The following is a 24,949-nucleotide window of genomic DNA, read 5'->3' as shown; positions in this document are numbered from 1 at the left end:
AAACGCCGGACACCCCGTGCGTGGCAGGACGAACGGGGTCAGGCCGCAGCCGGCAGATAGGAGGAGGCAGCCAGCAACTGCCGGGTATAGGCATGCTCGGGTGAGGAGAATACCGTTTCGACCGACCCGCGTTCGACCACTTCGCCGTGCTGCAGCACCATCACGTTGTGCGCCAGCGCGCGTATCACCGTCAGATCGTGGGTGATCAGCAGGTAGGAAAGACCATGGTTGCGCTGCAGTTCCGCCAAGAGCTTGAGCACCTGCAGGCCGATGTGGGCATCGAGCGCCGAAGTCGGCTCGTCAAGGATCAGCACCTCAGGGTGCAGGATCAGCGCGCGGGCGATCGCGATGCGCTGGCGCTGGCCGCCAGAAAACGCGTGTGGATAGCGATTGAGCACCTCGGTGCCCAACCCCACCTCGGCCAGCACCGCGATCACGCGGGCATGGCGCGCCGCGGCACTGAGTTCGGGCTTATGCACCAGCAAGCCCTCCTCGACGATCTCGGCCACCGTCATCCGCGGCGACAGCGCCGAGAACGGATCCTGCAGCACCAGTTGCATGCGGCTGCGTGCAGCGCGCAGCCGGGCGCCCGCGAGCGCGTCGAATCGCACCTGGTGCTCGCCCTGGCCCAGCGAGATTTCACAGCTGGCTTCGCGCACCAGCCGCAGTATGGAGAGGGCCAGCGTCGTTTTGCCGGAACCGGACTCGCCGACGATGCCCAGCGTTTCCCCACGTGCCAATTCGAAATCGGCCGGTGCCAGCGCAGTGATCGTGCGTACCTTGCCAAATACGCTGGCACGTTGCCGATACACGCAGCTCACGTTGCTGACGCGCAAGCTGACGTCATGCTCGAGTGCCAGCGGCGGCGCCAATCTGGCCTCGCGCACCGCCAGCAGCGCGCGAGTCGCCGGGTGCGAGGGCGCGGCCAGCACGGTCGCCGGGGCCCCGGTTTCGACGATGCGCCCTTCGGACATCACCGCCACGCGATCGGCAAAACCGCGCACCAGCGCGAGATCGTGCGAAATCAGCAGCAGCGCCAAGCCTTCACTGACCGCGAGCCCTTTGAGAAATTGCAGTATCTGTACCCGCAGATGGGCATCGAGCGCGGTGGTGGGCTCGTCGGCGATCAAGAGGCGTGGCGCGCACGCCATAGCCATCGCGATCAGCACGCGCTGCCGCTGGCCGCCGGACAGTTGATGCGGATAGGCCCCGACAAAGCGCTCGGCATCGGCCAGGTGCACCTTGTGCAGCAGCGCGACCACCGCATCGCGCAGCGCCCCACCGGCAAGCCCGCGGTGGAGCACCAGCGTCTCGCCGATCTGCTGGCCCACCGTATGCAGCGGGTTCAGCGCTGACAAAGGCTCCTGGAACACCATGCCTATGCCTTCGCCACGGATTTGCCGCAGCCTGCGCTCGCCGACCTGGAGCAATTCCTCACCGGCAAACCGGATGCTGCCGGCGTACTGCGCACCCGGATCGAGCTGCAGCATGGCGCGCGCGGTCACGCTCTTGCCCGAGCCGGAGGCGCCGACAAGTGCCAGTGTCTCCCCGGGGCGTAGCGTGAAGGCCACCTCGTGCACTGCAGGGTGGTCGTGGCCCGGATAGCGTACCTGAAGGCCGGCAACATCGAGCAGCGGTTCGCTATTCGGTTCGGAGGAGGGGGTCATGTCGGGCATGCCCAACTATAGCCCAATCCGAGCGCAGGCCATCGCGCTGGCCCGCGTCGGACGGGCACGGTCATTGCGTGGTGACGAGGCTGTCCCATTCCGCGTAATCGACCTCGGGGGATTTGACGAGATCGGCGAGCAAGGCATCGCGGCCCCGCCCCGTCACCGGGTACAGCCAGGTGCCGAGCGAAAGGGGGCGCCCCGGCCCCAGCGTCACGCCGTGTCGTTTGGCCTGCTCGGCCAGCACGGACTCGCGCCGGCCATCATCCCTGAACTTGACGATGAGCGCGGGCCCAGTTTCAACCGGGCTGGCGCAGGCGCTGATCATCACGGCCGCCAGCGCGGCGGCCCACCATCGTTCATGCATCGCTCTTTCCCCGGTGCAGCCTCATCGGCATGCGCCCACCATCTTCCAGACGCCCCACTGGCCGGACTGGACGGGATTCTCGCCGCGGGTCCACCACTTGGCCTCGTAGTTCACGCCATTGTAGGTGACGCGGTTGCCAGCCATGTAGATCGCGTCGGCGCTCCAGCCGGCGTAGCAGGCCGCGGGCGTCACCACCGAAGTCGGTGTCGGCGCCGAGGTGGGCAGCGGTGTGCTGGTCGGACGGGGGGTCGGCGCCGGTGTGGGTATGGCTGTCGGTTGCGGCGTGGGCGTCACGGCGGGGCGCGGCGTGGGCGTCGCTGTCGGCTGCGGGGTCGGCTGCGGAGTTGCAGTCGGCACGCTGCCGCCGCAGGCGCCCAACTCGAGCCACGGCTTGCCCTCGCCGGTGCTGCCGGCAGGCACGTTGTTCTGCGTCCACCACTTGGCCTCGTAGTTGCGGCCGTTATAGGTCACGCGCTGGCCACCCGTGTAAACGGCGCTGCTGCTCCAGGCCGCATAGCAGCTGCTCGAGACCGGCGTTGGCGTCACCGGGGTCGGTGCCTTGGTCGGCGTGGGAGTCGGCACCTTGGTCGGAGTCGGCACAGCGGTAGGCGCCGGCGTCGGTGTGGTGACCACCAGCGCCTTGGCTTGCTCAACGGCGGCACGAGCGTTCATCAGGCCGGCGCCGCAGCCTTCAGGGCAGGCCACGGGCATGGGCTTGGCGGTACTGCGCAGGATCTGGTCGACCTGATCGGGCGTGAGCTTGGCGTTCGCCGACAGCATCAAAGCAGCGACAGCCGATACGTGCGGCGCAGCCATGCTGGTGCCGCTCTTGCTGCCGTAGCCATCCGCCACCGGATTGGTCGTGCCAGTATTGACGGTGGAGAGCACCGACGAGCCCGGCGCGGCGATCTCGACCATGCTGCCGAAGTTGGAATAGCTGGCGCGCGCGCCGCTGCTGGTCGTCGCCGCCACGGTGATCACGCCGTTGCAGCTGGCCGGGCGCTTGGTGCTGGCATCGACATTGTCGTTGCCGGCGGACACCACGACCACCGCGCCCTGAGCGCGCGCGTAATTGATCGCGTTCTGGTAGGTGGTGCCGCAGCTGCCGGTGCCGCCCAGGCTCAAGTTCAGCACCCTGGCCGGATTGGCGTTGCGGGTCAGCCCCGGCACATCGCCGCCGGCAGCCCAGATCATGCCGTCGGCGATATCCGAGGTATAGCCACCGCACACACCGAGCACGCGCACCGGTACCACACGGGCGCCATACGCCGCGCCGGCCACGCCTTCGCCATTGTTGCCGACGGCGGCAATGGTGCCGGCCACGTGGGTGCCGTGCCAGCCGCTGTTGCGCTGCGTGCCGTCGCAAGTGCCGAAGTCGCCCGGATCGCTGGCATCGAGGTCACGGCCGTCGCCATCGTTGCCGCGGGTCGCCTCGGCAATCAGGTCGGCACCGGGCAGGATGTTGGCCACAAGATCGCGGTGCGGCCGGTAGCCGGTATCGATCACCGCCACCACCACGCCCTGGCCGGTGGTGATATCCCACGCGCCGAGCACATTGCTGCCGGCGGCCGTGTCCTTGAAGCCCCACAACGAGCCCAGCTGCGGATCGTTAGTGGTGGCATCGGCGTAATTGAGTGTATCGGCCTCGACGTACTCGATGCTGGGATCGGCGGCGGCGAGCTCGCGCGCGAGTTCGCGCAGTCGCTCCACCCTGACCCGGCGATCGAGCTTCACCACGCGCGCGCCGTTGTGCATGTCACGCAACTTGCGCATTGAGACACCCAGGCGCGCCGCACCGATCGATTCGGTACTGGCCGACAGATCGGCTACTGCCTGGCTGCGCAGCAGCGGCTGGTTGCGGTATTTGATGATCAGCCGGTCGGTACTGTCGTCCGGGCGATTCTGGACCGTTGCAACTTCATCCGCCTGCGCCTGCCACGCGCTCGCCAACAACGTGGTCCAGACGAGTGCCTTGAGTGTAAACCTGACCATGCTGATCCCCACCTGTCGTTATTCGTGTTAGCGCGGCGACACGTTTTTGTCGCCATGCCGCCAGCATCGTAGCAGCGCGCGCCACCACCGCCAGCGCCATCGGGCACCGCCATGCGGCGGCACACCGCCGATCGCCCGCCCATGAAAAAGCCCTCCGTCAGGAGGGCTTTCCATACGTGCCGATCGGATACGTAGCGATCAGGCGCGGCGGCGGAACAAGGGTTGTGGATGGGCCACGCTCGCCTGGTAGGCCTCGGTGAAATCGTCAAGGCCGAGCAAGGCATCTTCCAGGTTCTTGTCGGAACGCACCGCATAGGCATTGAAACCACAACGCCACAGGTAGTTGAGCGTGTCCTTGAACACGTCACCCACCGCGCGCAATTCGCCGGTGTAACCATGGCGCTCGCGCAGCAAGCGGCCGATCGAGAAACCGCGCCCGTCAGTGAAGGCCGGGAAATCGACGGCGATCACGCCGAAGTGGTTGGCATCGACCGGTAGCGATTCGGGTTCATCATCCGGCGCGAAGCACACGCCGATCTCGCGACCGGCCAGCTCGTCGCGGTGGGCGAGCCAGTACTGGTAAGGCACGATGACGGCGCCTTCGGCCGGCAGCGTCACGCTGCCGTCGTCGGCGGCGGTGATCCGGGTCCAACGGTCTTCGACGATTTCTCGATTGACGATCAGCTTAGGCATCGACGGTCTCCTTCCTGGCAGCCTTTTCGCCGTAGACGCGGGTCTTGAACGGGTCGATGCCGAGACGGTCGACCACGTCGATAAAGCGCTCCTCGCCTTCGCGGCGCTCGACGAATACGTCGATGATCTTGGCGATCACGTCCGGCATCTCGTCCTGCGCGAACGATGGCCCGATCACCTTGCCGATGGAGGCGCTGTTGCCTTGCCGGCCGCCCAGGCTGACCTGGTACCACTCGGACCCGTTCTTGTCGACGCCGAGGATGCCGATATTGCCAACGTGGTGATGGCCACAGGCGTTCATGCAGCCGGACATGTTGAGGTCAATCTCGCCCAGATCGAACAGGTAGTCGAGGTCGTCGAACCGCTCCTGGATGGCCTTGGCGATCGGGATGGACTTGGCGTTGGCCAGCGAGCAGAAATCGCCACCCGGGCAGCAGATCACGTTGGTGAGCAGGCCCACGTTAGGCGTGGCGAAACCCAGCGCCTTGGCCTTCTGCCACAGCGCATAAAGCTCGGACTGCTTCACGTCCGCCAGGATCAGGTTCTGCTCGTGCGACGCACGCACCTCGCCAAAGCTGTATGCATCGGCCAGATCCGCCACCGCGTCGAGCTGGGCCCCCGTCACATCGCCCGGCGGTACGCCGGTTTGCTTGAGCGACAGCGTCACTGCTGCGTAGCCTGGCTGCTTGTGGGCGAACACGTTGCGCTCGATCCAGCGGGCAAAGGCCTTGTCCTCGCCCTGCAACTTGCGGAAACCCGCATCGTCGCCCGGCAGCACCTCGTACGCCGGCGCGGTGAAGAAGCGGCTGACGCGGTCGATCTCGGACTGCGTCAGCGTGGTCGGACCATCCTTCAAATGCGCCCACTCGGCCTCGACCTTGGCACCGAAGGCCTCGGGCGTCATTGCCTTCACCAGGATCTTGATCCGCGCCTTGTACTTGTTGTCGCGACGGCCATAGCGGTTGTACACACGCAGCGTGGCATCGAGGTAGGACAGCAGGTGTCTGGGTTCCAGCCACGGTTTGATTAGCGCGCCGACCATGGGGGTACGCCCCAGGCCACCGCCGACATAGACCTCGAAACCGATCTCGCCCGCGTCGTTGCGCTTGATATTGATGCCGATGTCGTGCACCAGGATGGCGGCGCGGTCTTCCAGCGCGCCATTCACCGCGATCTTGAACTTGCGCGGCAGGTGGGCGAACTCGGGGTGGAAGGTCGACCACTGGCGGATGATCTCGCACCACGGCCGCGGATCGACGATCTCGTCGTGGGCGATGCCGGCGAACTGGTCGGTGGTGGTGTTGCGCACGCAGTTGCCGGAAGTCTGCACCGCGTGCATCTGCACCGAGGCGAGCTCACCGAGGATGGCCGGTACGTCCTTCAGTTCGGGCCAGTTGTACTGGATGTTCTGGCGCGTGGTGAAGTGGCCGTAATCGCGATCGTAAGTGCGCGCGATATGCGCCAGCTTGCGCACCTGGTAACTCGCCAGCATGCCGTAGGGCACGGCGACGCGCAGCATGGGCGCGTGGCGCTGGATATAGAGGCCATTCTGCAGCCGCAGCGGGCGGAATTCGTCGTCGGTGAGCTCGCCGGCGAGATAGCGGCGGGTCTGGTCGCCGAACTGCGCAACGCGCGCATCGACGATACCTTGGTCGATCGGATCGTACTGGTACATGATGTATGACTACAAAACCGATAAAGATGGCCAGATGATATCAGTGTTATCGATAGATAAAAAAACCGATTTTCTATATGGATGAAGCGCGCGGTGCTAAGCACGGCGGGCATTGCGAGCCATTCTCATCCCCGCGCGGCGGGCTGCCATCCAGGAAGATGGCGATTGCGGTTGTCACGGTCAGCCGATAAGCTTTCGCTTCTTTTACAGCCCATGGCCACGCCATATCCAATGACCGCCCACCGCCAGTCCATTCAGCGTCTTGCCTACACGCCCCCTGCCTTTCTGATCGACCGCGTCGACCTCACCTTCGAGCTCGACGAGAGCAATACCAAGGTGCTGAACCGGCTGGTGGTCAAGCGCAATCCGGCGGCCGCCGATACGAGTGCACCGCTGGTGCTCGACGGCGAGGCGCTGTTGCTGGAATCGGTGAAGCTCGATGGTCGCCAGCTCGCGCCACATGAGTACGAGCGCTCTGACTCCACCTTGACGTTGCCCGGGCTCGAGCACGACGCCATCGTCGAGATCGTCACCCGGGTGAACCCGGCCGCCAATACCAGCCTGATGGGGCTCTACGTGTCGGGCGGAAATTTCTTCACCCAATGCGAGGCCGAGGGCTTTCGCAAGATCAGCTACTACCTCGATCGGCCGGACGTGATGGCCAAGTTCACCACCACCATCATCGCCGACAAGAGCCGCTGGCCGGTGCTGCTGTCCAACGGCAATCGCGTCGGCGAGGGCCAGCTCGACAAGAACCGGCACTGGGTGAAGTGGGTCGACCCGTTCAAGAAGCCGTCCTACCTGTTCGCCCTCGTCGCCGGCAAGCTGGTGTCGCTGGCCGACCGCTACACCACCGGCTCCGGCCGCGCGGTGAACGTCGAGATCTACGTCGAGCCCGGTAATGTCGATCGGTGCCATCACGCGATGGCCTCCGCCAAGAAGGCGATGCGCTGGGACGAGGAACGCTTCGGCCTGGAGTACGACCTCGATACCTACATGATCGTCGCGGTGTCCGACTTCAATATGGGCGCCATGGAGAACAAGGGCCTCAACATCTTCAATACGAAGTACGTGCTGGCCAAGCCCGAGACCGCCACCGACGCCGACTTCGACGGCATCGAATCGGTGGTGGCGCACGAATACTTCCACAACTGGACCGGCAACCGCGTCACCTGCCGCGACTGGTTCCAGCTCTCGCTCAAGGAAGGCCTCACCGTCTATCGCGACCAGGAATTCTCCAGCGACGTCGGCAGCCGCGCGGTGCAACGCATCCAGAACGTGCGCAGCCTGCGCGAATACCAGTTCGCCGAGGACGCGGGCCCGCAGGCGCATCCGGTACGGCCCGACAGCTACCTCGAAATCAACAACTTCTATACCTGGACCGTGTATGAGAAGGGTTCCGAAGTGGTGCGCATGTACGCCACGCTGCTCGGCCGCGAGGGCTTTCGCCGGGGCATGGACCTCTACTTCAAGCGCCACGACGGCCAGGCCGTAACCTGCGACGACTTCCGCGCCGCGATGGCGGATGCCAACAGCGCCGACCTCGACCAGTTTGCCCGCTGGTACAGCCAGGCCGGCACGCCGGTGCTCGATGTCGAAGGCGTCTACGACGCAGCCGCGCAGAGCTACACGCTGACGGTGCGCCAATCGTGCCCTGCCACGCCGGGCCAGCCCGACAAGCTGCCGTTCCACATTCCGCTCTCGGTCGCGCTGTTCGGCAGCCGTGGTCAGCCGCTGGCGCTGATGCTGGATGGCGAAGTGCAAAGCGAGGCGACGAGCCGGGTGCTGCAGCTACGTCAGGCGCAAGAGCGCTTCGTATTCGTGGGCATTGCCGAGCGCCCCATCCCTTCGCTGCTGCGCGACTTTTCCGCGCCGGTGCGTCTGAACTACCCGTACACCGACGAGGAACTCACCTTCCTGATCGCCCACGACGACGACGCCTTCGCCCGTTGGGAAGCCGCCAACAGCTATGGCACGCGCCTGCTGCTCGATGGCTACGCGGCGGCGCAGCGTGGCGAGGTAGTCACGGTGCCCGCAGGCTACATCGATGCGCTGGGCAAGCTGCTCGCCAACGACAGGCTCGACCCTGCCCTCGTTGCGCTGATGCTGGAGCTGCCAAGCGAGCAGTTCCTGTTCGAAGCGCTGAACGAAGTCGACCCCGGCCTGCTGATCCAGGTGCGCACCAGCGTGCTGGAAACGCTGGCGCGGGAGCTGCGCGGCCCCCTGCTCGCCACCTACCAGCGGCTGAATGACGGAATGCCCTATCGCTTCGACGGCGAAGCCATCGCCTGCCGCAGCCTGAAGAACGTGTGCCTGACCATCCTGGCCGAGCGCGAAGGCCCCATGGTCGCGGAACTCTTGACCAACCAGTATCGCCGCGCCGACAACATGACCGATCGCCTAGCCGCGCTGAAGGCGCTGGCCAATCGCGAGCATCCCGAGGAGTTCGTCGAGGACTTCGCGCAGATGTGGCAGGACGACGCGCTGGTGATGGACAAGTGGTTCACGCTGCAGGCGATCAGCCGGCGCGAGGGCGCGCGCTCGCGCGTCGAAGCGCTGATGAGCCACCCGGCGTTCTCGCTGAAGAACCCGAACAAGGTGCGCGCGCTGATCAGCGCCTTCTGCCACCAGAACCTGCTGCACTTTCATGCCAGCGACGGTTATGGCTACGCCTTCGCCGCCGACCGCATCATCGAACTCGATCGCATCAACCCGCAGATCGCCGCACGGCTGGCAGCCTGCTTCAACCGCTGGACCAAGCTCGAACCGGCACGTCGCGCGCTGATGAAGGGCGAACTCGAACGCATCGCCGCCACCGCCGGCCTGTCACCCGACACCTTCGAGATCGTGAGCAAGGCGCTGCAGCAGTGAGCGAGTCGGGGCCGATCGAGTGGATGATAGGCCCCGCAACGCTGGCAGATGCACCGGCCATCCTGGCGCTGCAGCGGCTGGCCTATCGCAGCGAAGCCGAGCTGTACGATGACTGGACCCTGCCGCCGCTGACCCAGACTTTGGCGGCCCTACAGGCAGAATTCGCATCCGGCATCGTGCTGAAAGCCGAGTACGGCAGCGAGTTGGTCGGCTCGGTACGCGCCTTGCGGGTCCAAGGGGAAGGCCGGATCGGCCGGTTGATCGTGCACCCGGAGCGGCAGCGCCAAGGCATAGGCTCGGCACTGCTGCGAGCCATCGAGTCCGCCTGCGGCACCGAACGCTTGGTGCTGTTCACCGGCAGCCGCAGCGAGGGCAATCTGCGGCTCTACCAACGCCATGGCTATGTCCGTAGCCATACAGCGGTGCTGTCGCCCGCGGTGGAGCTGGTGTATCTGCAGAAGCAGCTCGACTGACGGCAGTGGCCCGCCCGAAGCCGCCCGGCTACGAACCTGCCCGCCGCCGCCGCCGGGCACTGAGCCAAAGCGAGGCCAGGAACAACGCGACCGGCATCAAGAAAGTCCAGGCGACCTCATAGGGGCTGAGCACGCGCTCCAGACTGCGGTTAAACCACGGGGCAATGAAGACGAACAGCCAGAGCGGAGCGAGCAGCAGGTTCTTACAGAATGCCCACAAGCGGCCTCCCCGTCCGGCGCGAGCGGTCTGCCAGGCCAAGAACGCCACGAACAGCAAGGCCAGGAACGGCATGCCGACGAACGCCAGGAACAAGCCATCGCCGTGGGCATGCGCGATTCCGGGCATGAACAGCAGTACCCATGCCAGACGCATCAGGCTCAAGGCTAGCGCTCGCGTGGCCGCGAGTTGAATTCGTCGATCAGCTTCTGCTCGCGCTGCGATTCGCGCTTGAGCTCATCCTGATCGTGCCGCACCTTGAGCGCTTCGAACGCCTTCACCTTCTTCTCGCACTCCAGCCACGCCTGCTTTTGCTGCGTGTAGACCTGCTCCAGCCGGACGATCTCACCCTGCTGCGCCGTTGCAGCGCCATCGAGTTTGCCAAGAAATTGCTGGAAATCGCGGTATTGGGTCACCGTCATGCCACCCTGCCCACTCGCCATCAGGCGGTTGCGATACTCGCCGCGAAACACTTCCACCTGCTCCAGCTTCTGCGTGGCCGACACGATGGCCGCCTGCGCAGCCTGCATGGACCGCGCAGCCTCTTCGCGCTCGTCGATCGCGAGTTCAAGCAAGAAGGCGAAGCGAAACTTGGCCACGGCTCAGTATCCGAAAGCAAATGGGATCAACTGCTGAACAACTGGGCGAGCTTCATTCTAGCGCCGGCGTAGGATTCGCGTTCATGCACCGCCTGCTGCAAGAAGCGCTCGAACGACGGATGGCGGCGGATGGCATCGTCGAGTATGGGATCGGAACCCGGCGCGTAGGCACCGACCGCGATCAGGTCACGCGAGCGCTGGTAGCGCGACCAGAGATACTTGAACTTGCGCACCACCTCCAACTCCTCGTGCGGCACGATATCGTGCATCACCCGCGAGATCGACGCCTCGATATCGATGGCCGGGTAATGCGCCGCCTCGGCAAGCTGGCGCGACAGCACGAAGTGGCCATCCAGGATGGCGCGGGCATTGTCGGCGATCGGGTCCTGCTGATCGTCACCTTCGGACAGCACAGTGTAAAACGCCGTGATCGAGCCACCGCCCTCGCGGCCGTTGCCGGCCCGCTCAACGAGCTGCGGCAAGCGGGCGAACACCGAGGCCGGATAACCCTTGGTCGCCGGCGGCTCGCCGACAGCGAGCGCGATCTCGCGCTGCGCCATCGCGTAACGCGTCAGCGAATCCATGATCAGCAGAACGTGCTTGCCCTCGTTGCGGAAGAATTCGGCAATGCTGGTGGCGTAGGCCGCGCCATAAAGCCGCAGCAGCGGCGGCGTGTCGGCCGGTGCGGCCACCACCACCGAGCGGGCCAGGCCCTCGTCGCCGAGGATGTTCTCGATGAAATCCTTCACTTCACGACCACGTTCGCCGATCAGCCCGACCACCACCACATCGGCCGTAGTGTAACGCGCCATCATCCCCAGCAGCACCGACTTGCCAACACCGGAGCCGGCAAAGAGGCCCAGCCGCTGGCCGCGGCCGACGGTGAGCATGGCATTGATCGCGCGCACGCCCACATCCATCACGTGGCGCACCGGCTCGCGATCCATCGGGTTGTACGGCCGGGCAAACAGCGGCATATAGCCTTCCTGCACCAGCTTGCCCTTGTTGTCGAGCGGGCGCCCCAGCCCGTCGAGGATGCGCCCGAGCAGGCCCCAGCCCACCGGCACCTGACGACCGTGGTCCTCCAGCCGGCGCTGCGGCGGTCGCGACTTGCCGTATTCCGGTACCCAGGCGGCGATATCCTCGTGCGGCGTCACTTCAGCACCGGGCTCGACGCCGTACAACTCGGCGATCGGCATCAAAAACAGCTTGTCCTCCTGAAACCCGACCACCACGGCCTCGACCGGATGACCCGACGGCGTCATCACGTCGCATGAGGCGCCGATCGGCAACTTGAGCCCAACCGCTTCCAGCACCAGGCCGGACACGCGCGTCAGCCGTCCGCGTGGCGTCCACGGCCGCACCCAGTTCACCGCATCGCGGGCATCGCGCAAATACTGCTGGGCAGCTGCAAATGCGTCACTCATCAGTCGCATCCGGCTCAACCTGCGCCGGGCTGGCCTCGGCAGCCAGTGGCGCTACGGGCGGTTCATGTTCGGCAGCTGGGGCGTGCCACGCCAGATCGGGGTGTTGCTGGCGGCCCAGCACGCGGGTCAGGTGGGCCCAGCGTTCGGCCAGGGTCAACTCGATCCGGGTATTGGCGGTATCGATCCTGCAGCCGCCGGATTCCATCGTGGGATCAGGCACCAATCGCCACACTTCGGGCGGCAGCTCCACCGTCAACTGGACTTCCAGTGCGGCCAGATCATCGGGATTGAGCAGCAGCCTGGCCGGCGCCTTGGCGGGCGGCAGGCCGGCCAGCGCCTCGCGCACCAAGGGCAGCAGCAGCGCGCGATCGGCGCTGACCGCCTCGCGCGCCAGCTGGCGCGCGATCACCAGTGCCAGATCCAGCGTCTGGTCGGCGAGCTCGGTCTCGAAGCGCGTGGCCATGCCTTCCAAGGTCGTCAACACCGCCTTGAGCCGCGCAGTTTCCGCTTCTGCCGCCAGACGCCCGGCTTCGAGTCCTGCTTCGAAGCCTTCGCGCTGCGCCTGCTGCTGGATGGCGTCGATTTCCTCCGCGGTCGGCCACTGTACCGCGGGCTCAGCTTCGGGTACCGGCTCGGCTTCAACCACCACGGGCGGCACTGCGGCCACCGCAGCAGCCGCGGCAGCGTGGGCTGCGGCTTCGGCCTGCTCGGCCGCCAGCGCCGCTTCACGCGCGACCTGTTCGGCGCGGTCGCGCTCAGCTGCCTCTTCGTTCAGCGCACCCAGTTCCCACCGCTCCCAGGCGGTCAGGTCTTCTCGGGGAATCACGCGGCGCGGCGGCGTGGGCATGGCTGGAATCTCAAAGGGCAGTGGGTGGCAAGCAACAGGGCCGCTTGCGATGCGGCCCTGTGAGACAAGGATAAATCGAGTCGGTGGATATGGCGAGCCCGCAGCGAGGGAGCCCGCTATTCGACGAGGCCCTCGTCACCCTTGCCGGATAGCACGATCTGGCCTTCGTCGGCGAGGCGACGCACGATCTTGAGGATTTCCTTCTGCTCCGATTCGACTTCGGAAAGCTTGACCGGGCCCTTGGCCTCCAGGTCGTCGCGCAACATTTCAGCGGCGCGTTGCGACATGTTCTTGAACACCTTGTCGCGCAGCGCCTGGCTGGTGCCCTTGAGCGCGATCACCAGCGAATCGGACTGGATCTCGCGCAGCAGCAGCTGGATGCCGCGATCGTCGATGTCGAGCACATTGTCGAAGGTGAACATCTTGTCCTGGATGCGCTGCGCCAGCTCCGGATCGTATTCGCGGATGCTGGAAATCGCGGCGGCTTCGACCACCCCGCCCATGAAGTTGAGGATTTCGGCGGCCATCTGCACGCCACCCATCGCGCTCTTCTTGAGCTTGTCCGAGCCCGACAACAGCTGGGTGAGCACGTCGTTCAGTTCCTTGAGCGCCGCCGGCTGCACGCCTTCGAGCGTGGCAATACGCAGCAGCACGTCGTTGCGTAGCCGCTCGGTGAACTCGGCCATGATTTCGGACGATTGATCGGGTTCCAGGTGGACGAGGATGGTGGCGATGATCTGCGGGTGTTCGTTCTTGATCAGTTCGGCCACCGCGGCCGAATCCATCCACTTGAGCGATTCGATGCCGTTGTTGTCGTTTCCCTGCAAGATGCGATCGAGCAGGTTGGCAGCCTTGTCCGAGCCCAGCGCCTTGGTCAGCACCGAGCGGATGTATTCGTCGGCTGCGCCCAGGTTGGCCCGGTTCTGGGTCGAGGAGATAAAGTCGCCGAGCACGGTATCGACTTCCTCGCGCTTGACCGCGTTCATATTGGCCATGGCGAAGCCGAGTTTCTGCACTTCCTTGGGGCCGAGGTACTTGAACACATCGACCGCGGCTTCCTCGCCCAGCGTCATCAAGAGGATGGCACTGCGGCGCACGCCCTCCTCGTTCATATTGGCTGCCATGCTGCTGCTCCCAGAGGCCCTTTAGCCGACCCTGTTGGGGTTGGTGGATTCTTCTTCCTGGCTCATCCATTCGCGCAGGATGGTCGCGACCATGCGTGGATCGGTCTTGGCGATTTCCTTGCTCTGCTGCAGCAAATCGGCAAAGGCGGCGGAGCGGGCGGCATCCTGCTCTTCATCGGCCTCGCGCGCCAAGACTGCGGCTTCGTCTTCGGGCTCGCCCTCGCCCAGATCGACCACAAAGGTACCCGGCTCTTCGCGCGGCCGTGCCATGTCCTTCATCAACGGACGCACCACGAAGAACAGCAGGTAGAGCACCACGAGGCCGATCAGCGCGAGCTTGATCAGCTCGGCGTAGTTGGCCTTCACGTAATCGAGCGCCTTGTCCTGCAGCGGCCTGTCCTCGAGCGGCATCGAATCGGCAAACGCTGCATTGACGAGGTTGACCGAGTCGCCACGCCGGTCGTTGTAGCCAATGGCCTCGCGCACGAGATTGGTCAGTTGCGTCACTTCCTGCGGGCTATACGGCACGTAGGTCGATTTGCCCATCTTGTCGACCCCGGGCTTGTAGTTGACCACGACCGCAGCGGAAAGGCGCTTGACCGAGCCGACCGGCTGCTTGACGTGCTGCACCGTCTTGTCGACTTCGTAGTTGGTGGTCGACTCGCGCCGACTGTTGCGGCTGCTCGCCGCAGCGGCCGATGCAGCACCCGCCACCGGCGCGGTGATCGGCGCGGCGGCCGCCCCGGGGGGCTGGTTGGACAAGGCCCCGGGAACACCGGCCGGCGCTTGCTCGTTATTGCTGCCATTCATGCTCAGCGATTGCTGGCTGCGGATGGCGGCTTCGGAGGCATTGTTGGGCTTGAAGGTCTCGGAGGTCTGCTCGACTTCGGCAAAATCGAGCTGGGCGGTGACCTCGGCGCGGACATTGCCCTTGCCGACGATGGGCTCGAGAATGGCCTGTACCCGCTCGACGTAATTCTTCTCGACGTGCTGCACATACATCAGCTGGCGTGCGTCCAGGCTAGAATTGTTGAATTCGGGCGAGCGCGACAGCAGGTTGCCATCCTGGTCGACCACAGTGACGTTCTTGACCGGTAAGGACGGCACGCTGGACGAGACCAGATGGACGATCCCCGCCACCTGCGCGTCGTCGAGTACGCGCCCCGGGCGCAGAGTCAGCATCACCGAAGCGGTGGGTTTTTGCTGGTCGCGCAGGAACACGGTCTGCTTGGGGGTGGCCAGATGCACGCGCGCCTTCTCGACGGCAGCAACGGTTTCGATCGAGCGCGCGAGTTCACCCTCGATCGCGCGCTGGTAGTTCACCTGTTCGGCGAACTGCGAAATACCGAATCGCTGATTATCCATCAGCTCGAAGCCGACATTGCCGGACTTGGGTAGGCCTTGCGCCGCCAGTTGCAGCCGGGTGTCGTAAACCTTCTCGGCAGGCACCGAAATCGTGCCACCCCCTTCGAGCTTGTAGGGCACATTGGCCTGTTGCAGCGCCTGGACGATGGCGCCGCCTTCGGCATCGGGGACATTGGTGAAGAGGATGCGGTACTGCGGCTCGCGCGACCAGAGCGAAAAACCGATGATCAGCGCAACGACAGCCGCGACGCCGACCATGATGGCGATGCGGCGAGGCCCGGACAGCGCGGCGAAGCGCTCGCGCAGTGCATTGGGCCTTGCTGCAGTAATGAGATTGCCCTCAGCCGCTACGCCTGCCTCTGCCATAGATTACCGTGATTACCCCGAGCAGAACCGCAGGTCAGACCTGCATGTTCATGATTTCCTGATAGGCACTGACGAGCTTGTTGCGCACCTGTACCATGGTCTGGAAGGAGAGCGATGCCTTTTGCAACGAGACCATCACTTCCTGCAGGTCGGCCTGCGGGTCGCCGGCCTGGAACGCGGCCTGCTGGGCCTGCGATTCCTGCTGCATCTGGTTGACCTGATCGAGCGAACTCTTGAGCAGATCGGCAAAGTCGGGGGTATCGGCCGCTGGCGCGGCAGCCGGCTGCTGGCCTGCCGCCAGCGAGGACATGGCCTTGAGTTCACCCAGCAGTTGGTCGATTCCTTGCACGCTCATTGGCTCGCCTTCCTATCAGCGAATTCTAGGGTTGGTAACCTGCCTCTAGCAAGCAAATCCTGCGCCAGCTCAAGCAACGTTGCACAAGCGGCACTCAAACAGACAGATCGCCATCTTCCTCACGGTATTGCTGCAGCTTATACCGCAGCGTGCGCTCGCTCATGCCAAGCCGCTCTGCGGCAAGCTTGCGCACCCCCGCGCACGCCTTCAACGTTTCCAGAATATGGTGCTTCTCCAGTCCCTTGATATCGGTCGGCGCAGCGCTTTCCTCAGCCTGTGTGGGCGAGCGCACTGCCGGCACGGCGGCAGGCTTTGCCGCCTGCTGCGGCAAATACAGGTGTGACAACTCGATCCGATCGCCCGGCGCCAGGATCAGCGCACGCTGCACCACGTTGTCGAGTTCGCGGATATTGCCCTCCCACGCGTGCACTTCGAGCTGGCGCTGCGCCGCGGCATCCAGCGTTGGCGTGCGACGGCCCATCCGTGCAGCATGCCGGGCCAGCATGGCTCGCGCCAGCGGCAGGATGTCGCCCGCTCGCTCGCGCAGCGCGGGAATGGCAAGCGGAAACACATTGAGCCGGTAATAGAGATCCTCGCGGAACTGCCCTGCCGCCACGGCTTGTGCCACGTCGCGGTTGCTGGTGGCGATGACACGCACATCCACCTTGAGCGCCTTGCTGCCACCGACCCGCTCGACCTCGCGCTCCTGCAGCACCCGCAGCAGCTTGGCCTGCAACGCAAGCGGCATCTCGGTGACCTCATCGAGCAGCAGCGTGCCGCCATTGGCCTGTTCAAACTTGCCAATATGCTGGGTAGCGGCGCCCGTGAACGCGCCACGCTCGTGGCCAAAGAAAGTGGATTCGAGCAGTTGCTCGGGGACCGCCGCGCAGTTGATGGCCACAAAGGGCTGGTCCGCGCGGTTGCTGGCGCGATGGATGAAACGAGCCAGCACCTCCTTGCCGGAGCCCGATTCGCCGGAAATCAGTATCGAGGCATCGGAGGCGGCCACGCGGCGCGCGATGTCGAGCAGGCCGCGCATGGCCGGGTCTTCAGCGATGACGCTTTCGTCCTCGCTGCCTGGCAACATGTACTTGGCCACTTCCTGCAGCAACTGGTCCGGCTCGAACGGCTTGGGCAGGTAATGGCAGGCTCCCGCGTGCAGCGCGGCCACCGCACGTTCGACCATGCCATACGCCGTCATCAGCATGACTGGCAAGCCGGGATAGCGCTGCTTCACCTCCAGCAGCAGCGTCTCGCCATCCATGGGCTTCATCTGCACATCGGACAGCACCAGCGCGACGCGCTCACGCTCCAGCAAGGCCAGCGCGGCCTCGCCGTCGGTCGCGCTCACCACCGCGTGCCCGCCCAGTTCCAGCGTGTCGGTCAGCGCCTCGCGCAGGTCGTCGTCGTCTTCGACGATGAGGATGGGCAGCGGCAATGTGTTCTCCGTATTCGGTTTCAGCCGCGCTTCAATCGCGGCGGGCGCACAGCGCCAGCAATCTGGGCGCAATATCCTTGAGCGGCAGGACCTCGTCCACCCCGCCCATGGCAATCGCTTCTTTGGGCATGCCGTACACCACGCTGGTGGCTTCGTCCTGCGCCAGCGTGTACGCGCCTGCATCGTGCATCTCGCGCATGCCGACGGCCCCATCGCGCCCCATGCCGGTCAGGATCACCCCCACGACATTGCCCCCACCCACATTGGCCGCGGAACGGAACAGCACGTCGACCGCGGGACGGTGTCGGTTTACCGCTGGTGCCTGCGATAGCACACAGGTATAGCCTGCCGGCCCCAGCGCCAGCAATAGATGCGAATGCCCCGGTGCGACATAGGCACACCCCGGCCGCAACCGCTCGCCGTGCTCCGCCTCCTTCACCTGCAATTTGCAGATGGCGTCGAGCCGCTCGGCAAAGGATTTGGTGAAAAGCTCGGGCATGTGCTGCGCGATCAGAATGGGTGGCGTATGGGCAGGCAAAGGCAAAAGCAGCAACTTGAGTGCTTCGGTTCCTCCGGTGGAGGCCCCCACCACGATCACGCGCTCGCTGCACGCCGGAAGCCGCGGTTGCAAGGGCAACACCACGTCGGCGCTATGACTGGGCGGCACAACTGGGGTGGGCATCTGCTCGCGCGCGGCACGCAGCGTAGATCGGAGATGTTCGAGCTCGTCAGCCATGGATGAACAAGAGAGGAAACGGCCGGCGGCCGCCTGCTGTCATTCTGGGCGACGAAAGCCGCCGTCCGCAAGCTTCTATTCCCGTACGCGGTAGTAGGCGTGTACTTCGTTGCCCGACCCGCGGTAAAACACCGTGGCGCAGAGCGAGCGCACCAGCGCGATGCCGCGGCCACAGAGGCCGCCCGCCGTGGCAAGATCGGTCTCGAGCCACGTGCTGGCGTCAAAACCGGTTCCGCTGTCCTTCACCACGACATGCAGGTAGCTCTCGCCCTCGATGTGCAAGCCGGAGAGGTCGATTTCGACGAAGCCCGAGTTCAACGCGGCAAGACGGTGTGAACGCTCGACCAGATATTGCTCGATGCCGTCAGGCTCGCGCTTGATCGATGAATCAAGGCCCAGCACGCCATGGTCGAGCGCATTGACGAACAGCTCGGTCAGGATCAGAAAAACGTCGGATTGGCTCTCGTGCTGTCCGAGCACCTTGTTGATGAAACTCATCATGAAGGGCACGGTATTGATGTGCCGCAGCTCGCTGGCACCGAGCTGCATGCTGTAACGCCACTCGGGTTCGATCTGGCTGGGAAGCCGTATCGGCACCATGGCTCCGTCACGCATGGCACCACGCACCGGCGTCGGCCGTGGCAGGCCGCAATGCGCCATGATCAGCGAAATATCATCGTGGTGCAGCTCACCGTCCAGATGCTCCGCCAGCGCCTGCTGCACATCACCCATCCACGATTTGGGTTGCGCGCGGGCAATCAGGTCCAGCAAGCGCTGGGCGCCAAACGCCTCACCCACGGGGCTGCGCGCCTCGATCAAGCCATCCGAATAGGCTAGCACGGTGCCTGGGCCATCGAGGTAGTAACGCTCCGGGATCACGTCCATCGCTTCGGTCGGCACGATCCCGAGCGGCAGGTGCGATGACTTCCACAGATGCCGCGCCGTGCCATCGGCATCGATCAGCTGCACGGCCGGCATGCCGCCATTCCAGACATCGACACACCCGTTGGCCTCGTCGATCGCGATCAGCACCACGCAGACAAAGCGGCCCACCGGCAAGACCTGGCGCACCTTGTTGTTCATCTCGGTCAGGATATCCGAGATGGCATAGCCCTTCTCCGTCATGCTGTAGAACGGCTGTGTCAGCGGCAGCACATTGAGCGCCGCGGTCAGGCCATGGCCGATGCCGTCGGCCAGCAGCACATACAGCGATTGCCCTGGCGTGCGTGCTGCGGCGATCAAGTCTCCAGACAGGCTTTCCGCCGGCGTGAGCCAATAGTCGAGTTGGGGGTCATACAGGCGCTCGGCGTTCACCATCTGTTCCATCAGATGGCGCACCACGCGCTTTTCTTCTTCGGCGCGGTCATAGTAATCGGCGAGCTTGGCCGACTGCTCACGCACCTTGCGATTCAGTTCCAAGGTGCGATCGAAGGCCTTGAGCTTGGCCTCCAGCACGCGGAAATTGACCGGCTTGTTGATATAGCCGTCGCCACCCCGCTCGATGGCTTCGGCCAACCGGTTTTCCTCGCCGATGCCCGTGACGAAGACCACGGGCACCCAGCTTTCGCCGGCCTCTTCCTTGATCGCGATGGCGGCCTCCGGGCCACTCATCACCGGCATCATCATGTCCATCAACACGAGGTCCGGGCGATCTCGCCGCCACGTTGCCAGCGCCTCGGCCCCATCGCGTGCGACGATGGCAACGTGCCCCAGGGCCTCGACGAACCGCGAAATCAACAGCAGAACTGCTTCGGTATCGTCGACGACCAGTATTTTCATGCGCTGGGCGGCAATTTAGCGAATGGTGAAAATTTTGCCGAAGCAGGCAATTTCGAGCACCTGCTTCACGGTGTCGCGACAATTGACGAGGGCCAAGGCCTTGTTCGCCACACCGATTTTTTCCTTCAGCAACAACAACATGCCCAGTGCCGAGCTATCCAGGTAGTTCACATTCTGGAAATCGACCAGAACTTCCTTTACCGACGGATCGGCAATCAGTGTCTCGCACACCTGACGAAATTCGCGGTGGGCACTGAAGTCGAATTGGCCCGACAGCACGACACGGCCAACATCACCTTCGATCTCAACGGTAGGCGTCATAACGCGGCAACCTCTCTCTACTTGCGACTGGATTCATGCTTCGCCTGACATCACCATTCAGCGATGCGGCGCTTCACACCTTAGATGCCGCGCTTGCCAGAGGCAACCGCAGCGTGAATTCACTCCCCTGACCTGGCGCCGACACCATGGCAACCTGCCCGCCGAACTGCAACATCAGGTTTTGCACGATGGCAAGCCCAAGCCCGGTGCCTTCCTTGCGCGTGGTAAAGAACGGTTCGAACAATCGCTCCTGAACCGCGTCCGACATCCCCGCACCGGTATCGGCAACCACCACCCTGGCCTCGCTCTCGAGGACGGCGACCGACACCGTGATTGTGCCACCGCTCGGGGTTGCATGCATGGCGTTGTCAAGCAAGTTGAGAACCACGCCCTGCAGTTCCTTTCGATTGGCCACAACTTCGATTGCATCAGCGGGAAGCAAGGTTACCAGTTTCAAACCAGCCCCCTCCAGCAAAGGCTGCATCGTCTGTAGCGCATCGCGCACACAGGCCACCAAATCGAACCCCTCCTGCTCCAGCGTCTGGCCGCGTACGAAACGCAACATGTTCTGGATCAGGGACTCCAGGTGCCTGAGGCGCGCCAGCGTCTTCTCCGCGAAGCGTCGCCTGTCCACGTCGCCCAGCTCCGGCTTGGTGAGGTGAGCGCTATATAACAGTGCCGTTGCCAGCGGCGTGCGCAGCTGATGCGCAAGCCCCGCCGCCATTTCACCCATCGCCGCCAGTCGCTTGTGCCGGTCGAGATCCTGCTGCAGGTTCCAGCTTTCGGTCAGATCCTGCACCAGCACGATGCGATGTGTTTCCTCCGGCATGTCGCTGTAGAGCACCCCCAGGCGCAGCTGCCCGGTCTCGCACGGGTTGAGCCAGGAGTCCGAAGCCTCATCACGCTGCAAATGGGTCGCGGCAAACTGTTGAAACAGCTCGCCCTCTTTCAACGGCGTCAACATCCGGCGTGCGGCCGGATTAAGCGCAATCACCCGGCCTTCGCCGTCTATTTCGACCACGCCCGCCGGCAAATGCGCCAACAGTAGCGACAAGCGTCGTGATAGCGCAGCTTTCTGCTCCAATTCCCGTCGCAAATTGCCATTGGCAATTTCGAGTTGGCGCGTGAGCGATTCGACCTGCCTCTGCAGCTCAGAGTAAGCCTCAGTAAGCTGCTCGGAAGCAACAGCAAATAGCGAAAACGCCGTTTCCAGCTCTTTGGGGTCCATCCCCGCCGCAGGATCAGCCAACAGAACGCTCCTTGTTGCTTTTAGGCTTTTGCATTATAAAGACCGTAAATCCGCACCCTGCCTTGATTTGCGCCAATTCTAGGGTTAAAACCGATTGACTCGCCAAGCGGGTATCGCCATTCTGACAAGCGAGCCATGATCGCACTGGCAATTGGGTCCGCTTCATCATTATTCTTACTGGCCAGTTCCTGGCCTTGTGCTTTGGAGTCGCATCGTGTCCGACCTGTTGAAAACCATCGATGCCAGAACCAAGCTCGCCGGCACCAACAAGCTGGAAATTCTGCTCTTTACGCTGGGCGTGGACCAACGCTCCGGCAGAAGGGAGAACTTCGGCATCAATGTATTCAAGGTACGCGAGGTCATGCGTACGCCGGAAATCACCCAGGCGCCAGAAATGCCTAACTCGGTCGAAGGCATGGTCAGCTTGCGCGGCACGCTGGTGCCGGTGATCGATCTGGCGCGCTACGCCGGTATCGCCACCGGATCCCGGCCCGAAATCATGATCGTGACCGAGTACAACGGCCACACGCAAGGCTTTCTGGTCGAAGCGGTCGATACCATCCTGCGGCTCGACTGGTCGTCGATGCGCGTGCCGCCCGATATGCTGGTCACCCAGATGGGTGGCCTCGTCACCGCGGTGACCGAGCTCGACAGTAACAAGCTGGTGATGATGTTGGACGTGGAAAAGGTCCTGGCCGAAACCACGCAAACCGACCAGACCATCGACACCAGCCTCGTTGTGCAGGATCACGAACTCGCCGACAAGACGGTGTTCTTCGCCGACGACTCCATCGTGGCACGCCGCCAGATCACGCTGACGCTCGATGCAATGAACGTGCACCACCAGCATGCCATCAATGGCAAGCGGGCCTGGGACGAGCTGCAGCGCATCGCGCAATCGGCGGATGTTCACGGCAAGACGGTGCGCGAGATGGTGCAACTCGTGCTCACCGACGTCGAGATGCCGGAAATGGACGGCTATATGTTGACCAAGCTGATCAAGAGCGATGCGCGCTTCGCTGGCATCCCGGTGCTGATGCACTCGTCCCTCTCCGGCGTATCCAACCAGAAGCTCGGCCAGTCGGTCGGGGTGGATGGCTATGTCTCGAAGTTCGAACCGCACAAACTGTCGGAAATGATCGCAGGCTTCCTGCTCAAGGACGCCTGAGCGGCGCCGCCCCTGACCCCGTAATCCCGGAGCGACTTCATGAGCCTGATCGCCGCCCAAGCCAATCTTCTCGAAAGCATCGACGCCCGCACCAAGCTGGCCGGCTCGAACAAGATGGAAATCCTGCTGTTCACGCTTGGCACGCGTGAAATCTTCGGCATCAACGTGTTCAAGGTGCGTGAAGTCTCGCAAACGCCCAAGATCACCAAGACCCCCAATATGCCACTGGGCGTGGAAGGGGTGATCTCGCTGCGCGGCAACATCATTCCGGTGATCTCGCTGTCCAAGTTCGTTGCCACGCAAGATCGCCCGCCGAACGCCAACAGTACGATGATCGTCACCGAGTTCTCCAAACACACCCAGGCCTTCCTGGTACACGAGGTGGACCGCATCATCCGCGTCGACTGGGACAAGGTGCGCGCCCCTGAATCGATGCTGGCGGGCAATCAGGCGCTGATCACGGCGCTGACCGAGCTGCCGGACGGCAAGCTCGTCTCGATACTCGATGTCGAACAGATCCTCTCCAGCGTGATTGGCGAACCGGTCATCCCTGATCTGCAGACCGCGCATATCAGCTCGGACGCCTTCATGTTCTTCGTCGACGACTCCGTGGTCGCGCGCAAGGAAATCGTCGGGGTACTCGACAAGATCGGCATCAAATACCACCAGGCCAACAACGGCAAGGAAGCGTGGGAAAAGCTGCAGAACCTCGCCAACCGCGCATCGCACGATGGCGAGCTGTTGCGGGAAAAGCTCAAAATGATCCTGGTCGATGCCGAGATGCCGGAAATGGATGGCTACGTGCTGACCAAGTACATCAAGTCCGACCATCGTTTCTCCGGCATTCCCGTCGTCATGCATTCCTCACTGTCGTCCAATGCCAACCGCGCCATGGGTGCATCAGTAGGTGTTGATGCTTATGTGGCAAAATTCGATCCTGTGGTGCTGGCCGACACGATCACGCCATTCATTTCCGGTTAAACACGAATAAACGATATGAAACGCCCGCCCGCAGGCTGGCGCATGGAGCTTGAAAGATGGCAGACAACAATATGCGTTTCCTTGTGGTGGACGATTTTTCCACCATGCGACGCATCGTACGCAACCTGTTGAAGGAACTGGGATTTTCCAACGTCGAAGAGGCGGAGGATGGCCAGGTGGCGCTACACAAGTTGAAGAACACCACGTACGAGTTCGTCGTGACCGACTGGAACATGCCCAATATGACGGGTATCGAGCTATTGCGCGCCATCCGGGCCGACGCCCAGCTCAAGCATCTGCCGGTGCTGATGGTCACCGCCGAGGCGAAGAAAGAAAACATCATTGAAGCCGCCACTGCGGGAGCCTCCGGCTACATCGTCAAGCCGTTTACCGCGGCGACTCTCGACGAGAAGCTGAAGAAAATCTTCGCCAATATGAACAAGTAAGAACAGGCTCAGACAGGAGGCAGGACGTGAGTGATCAAGCCCTCAATAGCGGCGATTCCGCCGAACTCGAAGCACTGTTCGACAGCATTGTGCATTCGCAGCAGGAAGATACCCCCGCAAGTGCAAGCGACGCCGGCGCAAGCGGTGGCAAGCCCGCCAACCTGGAGGATCTGGCCGAGCCTGCACGCTCGATGTTCGCGCAGATCGGCCACCTTACCCGCAAGCTGCACGACACCTTGCGCGAGCTGGGCCTCGACAAGTCGCTGGAGAAAGCTGCCTCGCAGATTCCGGATGCGCGCGACCGGCTGAGCTACATCGCCACCATGACCGAGAAGGCCGCCGAGCGTACACTCAACGCGCTCGATACCGCCCGCCCGCTGCAAGATGGCATTGCGGAACGTTCGCAGTCGCTGACTGCCGATTGGGACAAGCTCTATGCCAACCAGTTGTCGGTCGACGAGTTCAAGGCACTGGTCGAAAAGACCCGCGCCCATCTCAAGGCCACTGGCAGTGAAACCGACCGGATCAACGCGCAGATGCTGGAAATCATGATGGCGCAGGATTTCCAGGATCTGACTGGGCAGGTGATCAAGAAAGTGCTCACCATGGTCAAGGACATGGAAGGCCAGCTGCTCGAATTCCTGGTGGCGTTCTCGCCGGCCAAGCACGAGGAAGGCCTACTGGCCGGGCCCGTGGTCAGCAGCGAAGGCCGGACCGACGTGGTCACCAACCAGGAGCAGGTGGATGACCTGCTCGAAAGCCTGGGCTTCTAAGCGCGGACAACGGATAGAGA

At 63.6% G+C, this 24,949-nt stretch carries 23 protein-coding genes; 6 read left to right on the top strand and 17 right to left on the bottom strand.

All coding sequences use genetic code 11. From position 1 onward, the window contains the following. Positions 1–38: 38 nt before the first annotated feature. From NLI84_RS10205 to NLI84_RS10175, 5 genes are all read right to left on the bottom strand, one after another. A complete protein-coding gene (locus tag NLI84_RS10205; RefSeq protein ID WP_255989986.1) occupies positions 39–1,667 on the bottom strand; it encodes an ABC transporter ATP-binding protein in 1,629 nt (542 codons plus the stop codon). 70 nt (positions 1,668–1,737) lie between these two features. Further along, positions 1,738–2,034, bottom strand: a complete 297-nt coding sequence (locus NLI84_RS10200; protein WP_255989985.1) for a hypothetical protein — start codon at positions 2,032–2,034, stop codon at positions 1,738–1,740. 21 nt (positions 2,035–2,055) lie between these two features. Further along, entirely contained in the window at positions 2,056–4,026 is a 1,971-nt protein-coding gene (locus NLI84_RS19000) for a S8 family serine peptidase (RefSeq protein ID WP_284699889.1), read from the bottom strand. A gap of 198 nt (positions 4,027–4,224) precedes the next feature. Further along, a complete protein-coding gene (locus tag NLI84_RS10180; protein WP_255989984.1) occupies positions 4,225–4,719 on the bottom strand; it encodes a DUF934 domain-containing protein in 495 nt (164 codons plus the stop codon). After that, positions 4,712–6,394 carry a nitrite/sulfite reductase gene (locus tag NLI84_RS10175; RefSeq protein WP_255989983.1) on the bottom strand — a complete coding sequence of 561 codons (1,683 nt, stop codon included), beginning with the start codon at positions 6,392–6,394 and terminating at the stop codon, positions 4,712–4,714. Before NLI84_RS10175 ends, NLI84_RS10180 begins: the two co-directional genes overlap by 8 nt. A 231-nt stretch (positions 6,395–6,625) precedes the next feature. On the opposite strand from NLI84_RS10175, the gene pepN reads away from it, so the two are divergent. Beyond that, positions 6,626–9,265: an aminopeptidase N gene (pepN, locus tag NLI84_RS10170; protein WP_255989982.1), complete on the top strand. Its 2,640-nt coding sequence runs from the start codon at positions 6,626–6,628 to the stop codon at positions 9,263–9,265. Next, a complete protein-coding gene (locus NLI84_RS10165; RefSeq protein ID WP_255989981.1) occupies positions 9,262–9,738 on the top strand; it encodes a GNAT family N-acetyltransferase in 477 nt (158 codons plus the stop codon). Before pepN ends, NLI84_RS10165 begins: the two co-directional genes overlap by 4 nt. 28 nt (positions 9,739–9,766) lie before the next feature. On the opposite strand, the gene NLI84_RS10160 is transcribed toward NLI84_RS10165, so the two are convergent. The 12 genes from NLI84_RS10160 to NLI84_RS10105 form a co-directional block, all read right to left on the bottom strand. Beyond that, positions 9,767–10,111: a hypothetical protein gene (locus NLI84_RS10160; protein ID WP_255989980.1), complete on the bottom strand. Its 345-nt coding sequence runs from the start codon at positions 10,109–10,111 to the stop codon at positions 9,767–9,769. 11 nt (positions 10,112–10,122) lie between these two features. Continuing rightward, positions 10,123–10,554: a flagellar export protein FliJ gene (gene fliJ / locus NLI84_RS10155; RefSeq protein ID WP_255989979.1), complete on the bottom strand. Its 432-nt coding sequence runs from the start codon at positions 10,552–10,554 to the stop codon at positions 10,123–10,125. Between the two features lie 26 nt (positions 10,555–10,580). Further along, the gene (gene fliI, locus NLI84_RS10150) at positions 10,581–11,981 is read right to left on the bottom strand and encodes a flagellar protein export ATPase FliI (RefSeq protein ID WP_255989978.1); all 1,401 of its coding nucleotides are present in this window, start codon (positions 11,979–11,981) and stop codon (positions 10,581–10,583) included. Then, on the bottom strand, positions 11,974–12,828 hold the full coding sequence (locus NLI84_RS10145) for a FliH/SctL family protein (protein WP_255989977.1): 855 nt from the start codon (positions 12,826–12,828) through the stop codon (positions 11,974–11,976). Before NLI84_RS10145 ends, fliI begins: the two co-directional genes overlap by 8 nt. Before the next feature lie 116 nt (positions 12,829–12,944). Next, complete coding sequence (gene fliG, locus NLI84_RS10140) at positions 12,945–13,940, bottom strand: flagellar motor switch protein FliG (RefSeq protein ID WP_373316935.1); 996 nt, start codon at positions 13,938–13,940, stop codon at positions 12,945–12,947. 33 nt (positions 13,941–13,973) lie between these two features. Next, entirely contained in the window at positions 13,974–15,683 is a 1,710-nt protein-coding gene (fliF, locus tag NLI84_RS10135; protein WP_255989975.1) for a flagellar basal-body MS-ring/collar protein FliF, read from the bottom strand. 34 nt (positions 15,684–15,717) lie between these two features. After that, positions 15,718–16,038, bottom strand: a complete 321-nt coding sequence (gene fliE, locus NLI84_RS10130; RefSeq protein WP_255989974.1) for a flagellar hook-basal body complex protein FliE — start codon at positions 16,036–16,038, stop codon at positions 15,718–15,720. 94 nt (positions 16,039–16,132) lie between these two features. Beyond that, the gene (locus NLI84_RS10125) at positions 16,133–17,476 is read right to left on the bottom strand and encodes a sigma-54-dependent transcriptional regulator (protein WP_255989973.1); all 1,344 of its coding nucleotides are present in this window, start codon (positions 17,474–17,476) and stop codon (positions 16,133–16,135) included. Between the two features lie 31 nt (positions 17,477–17,507). After that, a complete protein-coding gene (locus tag NLI84_RS10120; RefSeq protein WP_255989972.1) occupies positions 17,508–18,158 on the bottom strand; it encodes a chemotaxis protein CheB in 651 nt (216 codons plus the stop codon). A gap of 129 nt (positions 18,159–18,287) precedes the next feature. Next, on the bottom strand, positions 18,288–19,991 hold the full coding sequence (locus tag NLI84_RS10115) for an ATP-binding SpoIIE family protein phosphatase (protein ID WP_255989971.1): 1,704 nt from the start codon (positions 19,989–19,991) through the stop codon (positions 18,288–18,290). A gap of 15 nt (positions 19,992–20,006) precedes the next feature. Then, positions 20,007–20,312 (bottom strand): STAS domain-containing protein, encoded by a 306-nt coding sequence (locus NLI84_RS10110; protein ID WP_255989970.1) that lies wholly within the window; start codon positions 20,310–20,312, stop codon positions 20,007–20,009. A 73-nt stretch (positions 20,313–20,385) separates the two neighbouring features. After that, positions 20,386–21,561 carry a sensor histidine kinase gene (locus NLI84_RS10105; RefSeq protein WP_255989969.1) on the bottom strand — a complete coding sequence of 392 codons (1,176 nt, stop codon included), beginning with the start codon at positions 21,559–21,561 and terminating at the stop codon, positions 20,386–20,388. A 214-nt stretch (positions 21,562–21,775) separates the two neighbouring features. Between NLI84_RS10105 and NLI84_RS10100 the strand changes: the two genes are divergently transcribed. Genes NLI84_RS10100 through cheZ form a run of 4 tightly spaced genes read left to right on the top strand, consistent with a single transcriptional unit; the run spans position 21,776 to position 24,929 of the window. Continuing rightward, entirely contained in the window at positions 21,776–22,729 is a 954-nt protein-coding gene (locus NLI84_RS10100) for a chemotaxis protein (protein WP_255989968.1), read from the top strand. Positions 22,730–22,768: 39 nt separating this feature from the next. After that, positions 22,769–23,710: a chemotaxis protein gene (locus NLI84_RS10095; RefSeq protein ID WP_255989967.1), complete on the top strand. Its 942-nt coding sequence runs from the start codon at positions 22,769–22,771 to the stop codon at positions 23,708–23,710. Between the two features lie 56 nt (positions 23,711–23,766). Further along, positions 23,767–24,156: a chemotaxis response regulator CheY gene (cheY, locus tag NLI84_RS10090; protein ID WP_148716219.1), complete on the top strand. Its 390-nt coding sequence runs from the start codon at positions 23,767–23,769 to the stop codon at positions 24,154–24,156. Positions 24,157–24,182: 26 nt separating this feature from the next. Beyond that, the gene (gene cheZ, locus NLI84_RS10085) at positions 24,183–24,929 is read left to right on the top strand and encodes a protein phosphatase CheZ (protein WP_255989966.1); all 747 of its coding nucleotides are present in this window, start codon (positions 24,183–24,185) and stop codon (positions 24,927–24,929) included. The last annotated feature ends 20 nt before the right edge of the window (positions 24,930–24,949 follow it).

The sequence above is a fragment of the Chitinolyticbacter albus genome (assembly GCF_024437655.1).
In the GTDB taxonomy this organism is placed as follows: domain Bacteria; phylum Pseudomonadota; class Gammaproteobacteria; order Burkholderiales; family Chitinibacteraceae; genus Chitinolyticbacter; species Chitinolyticbacter albus.
Note: the sequence above shows the minus strand (reverse complement) of the source record. Positions and strands in the feature narration are given on the sequence as shown.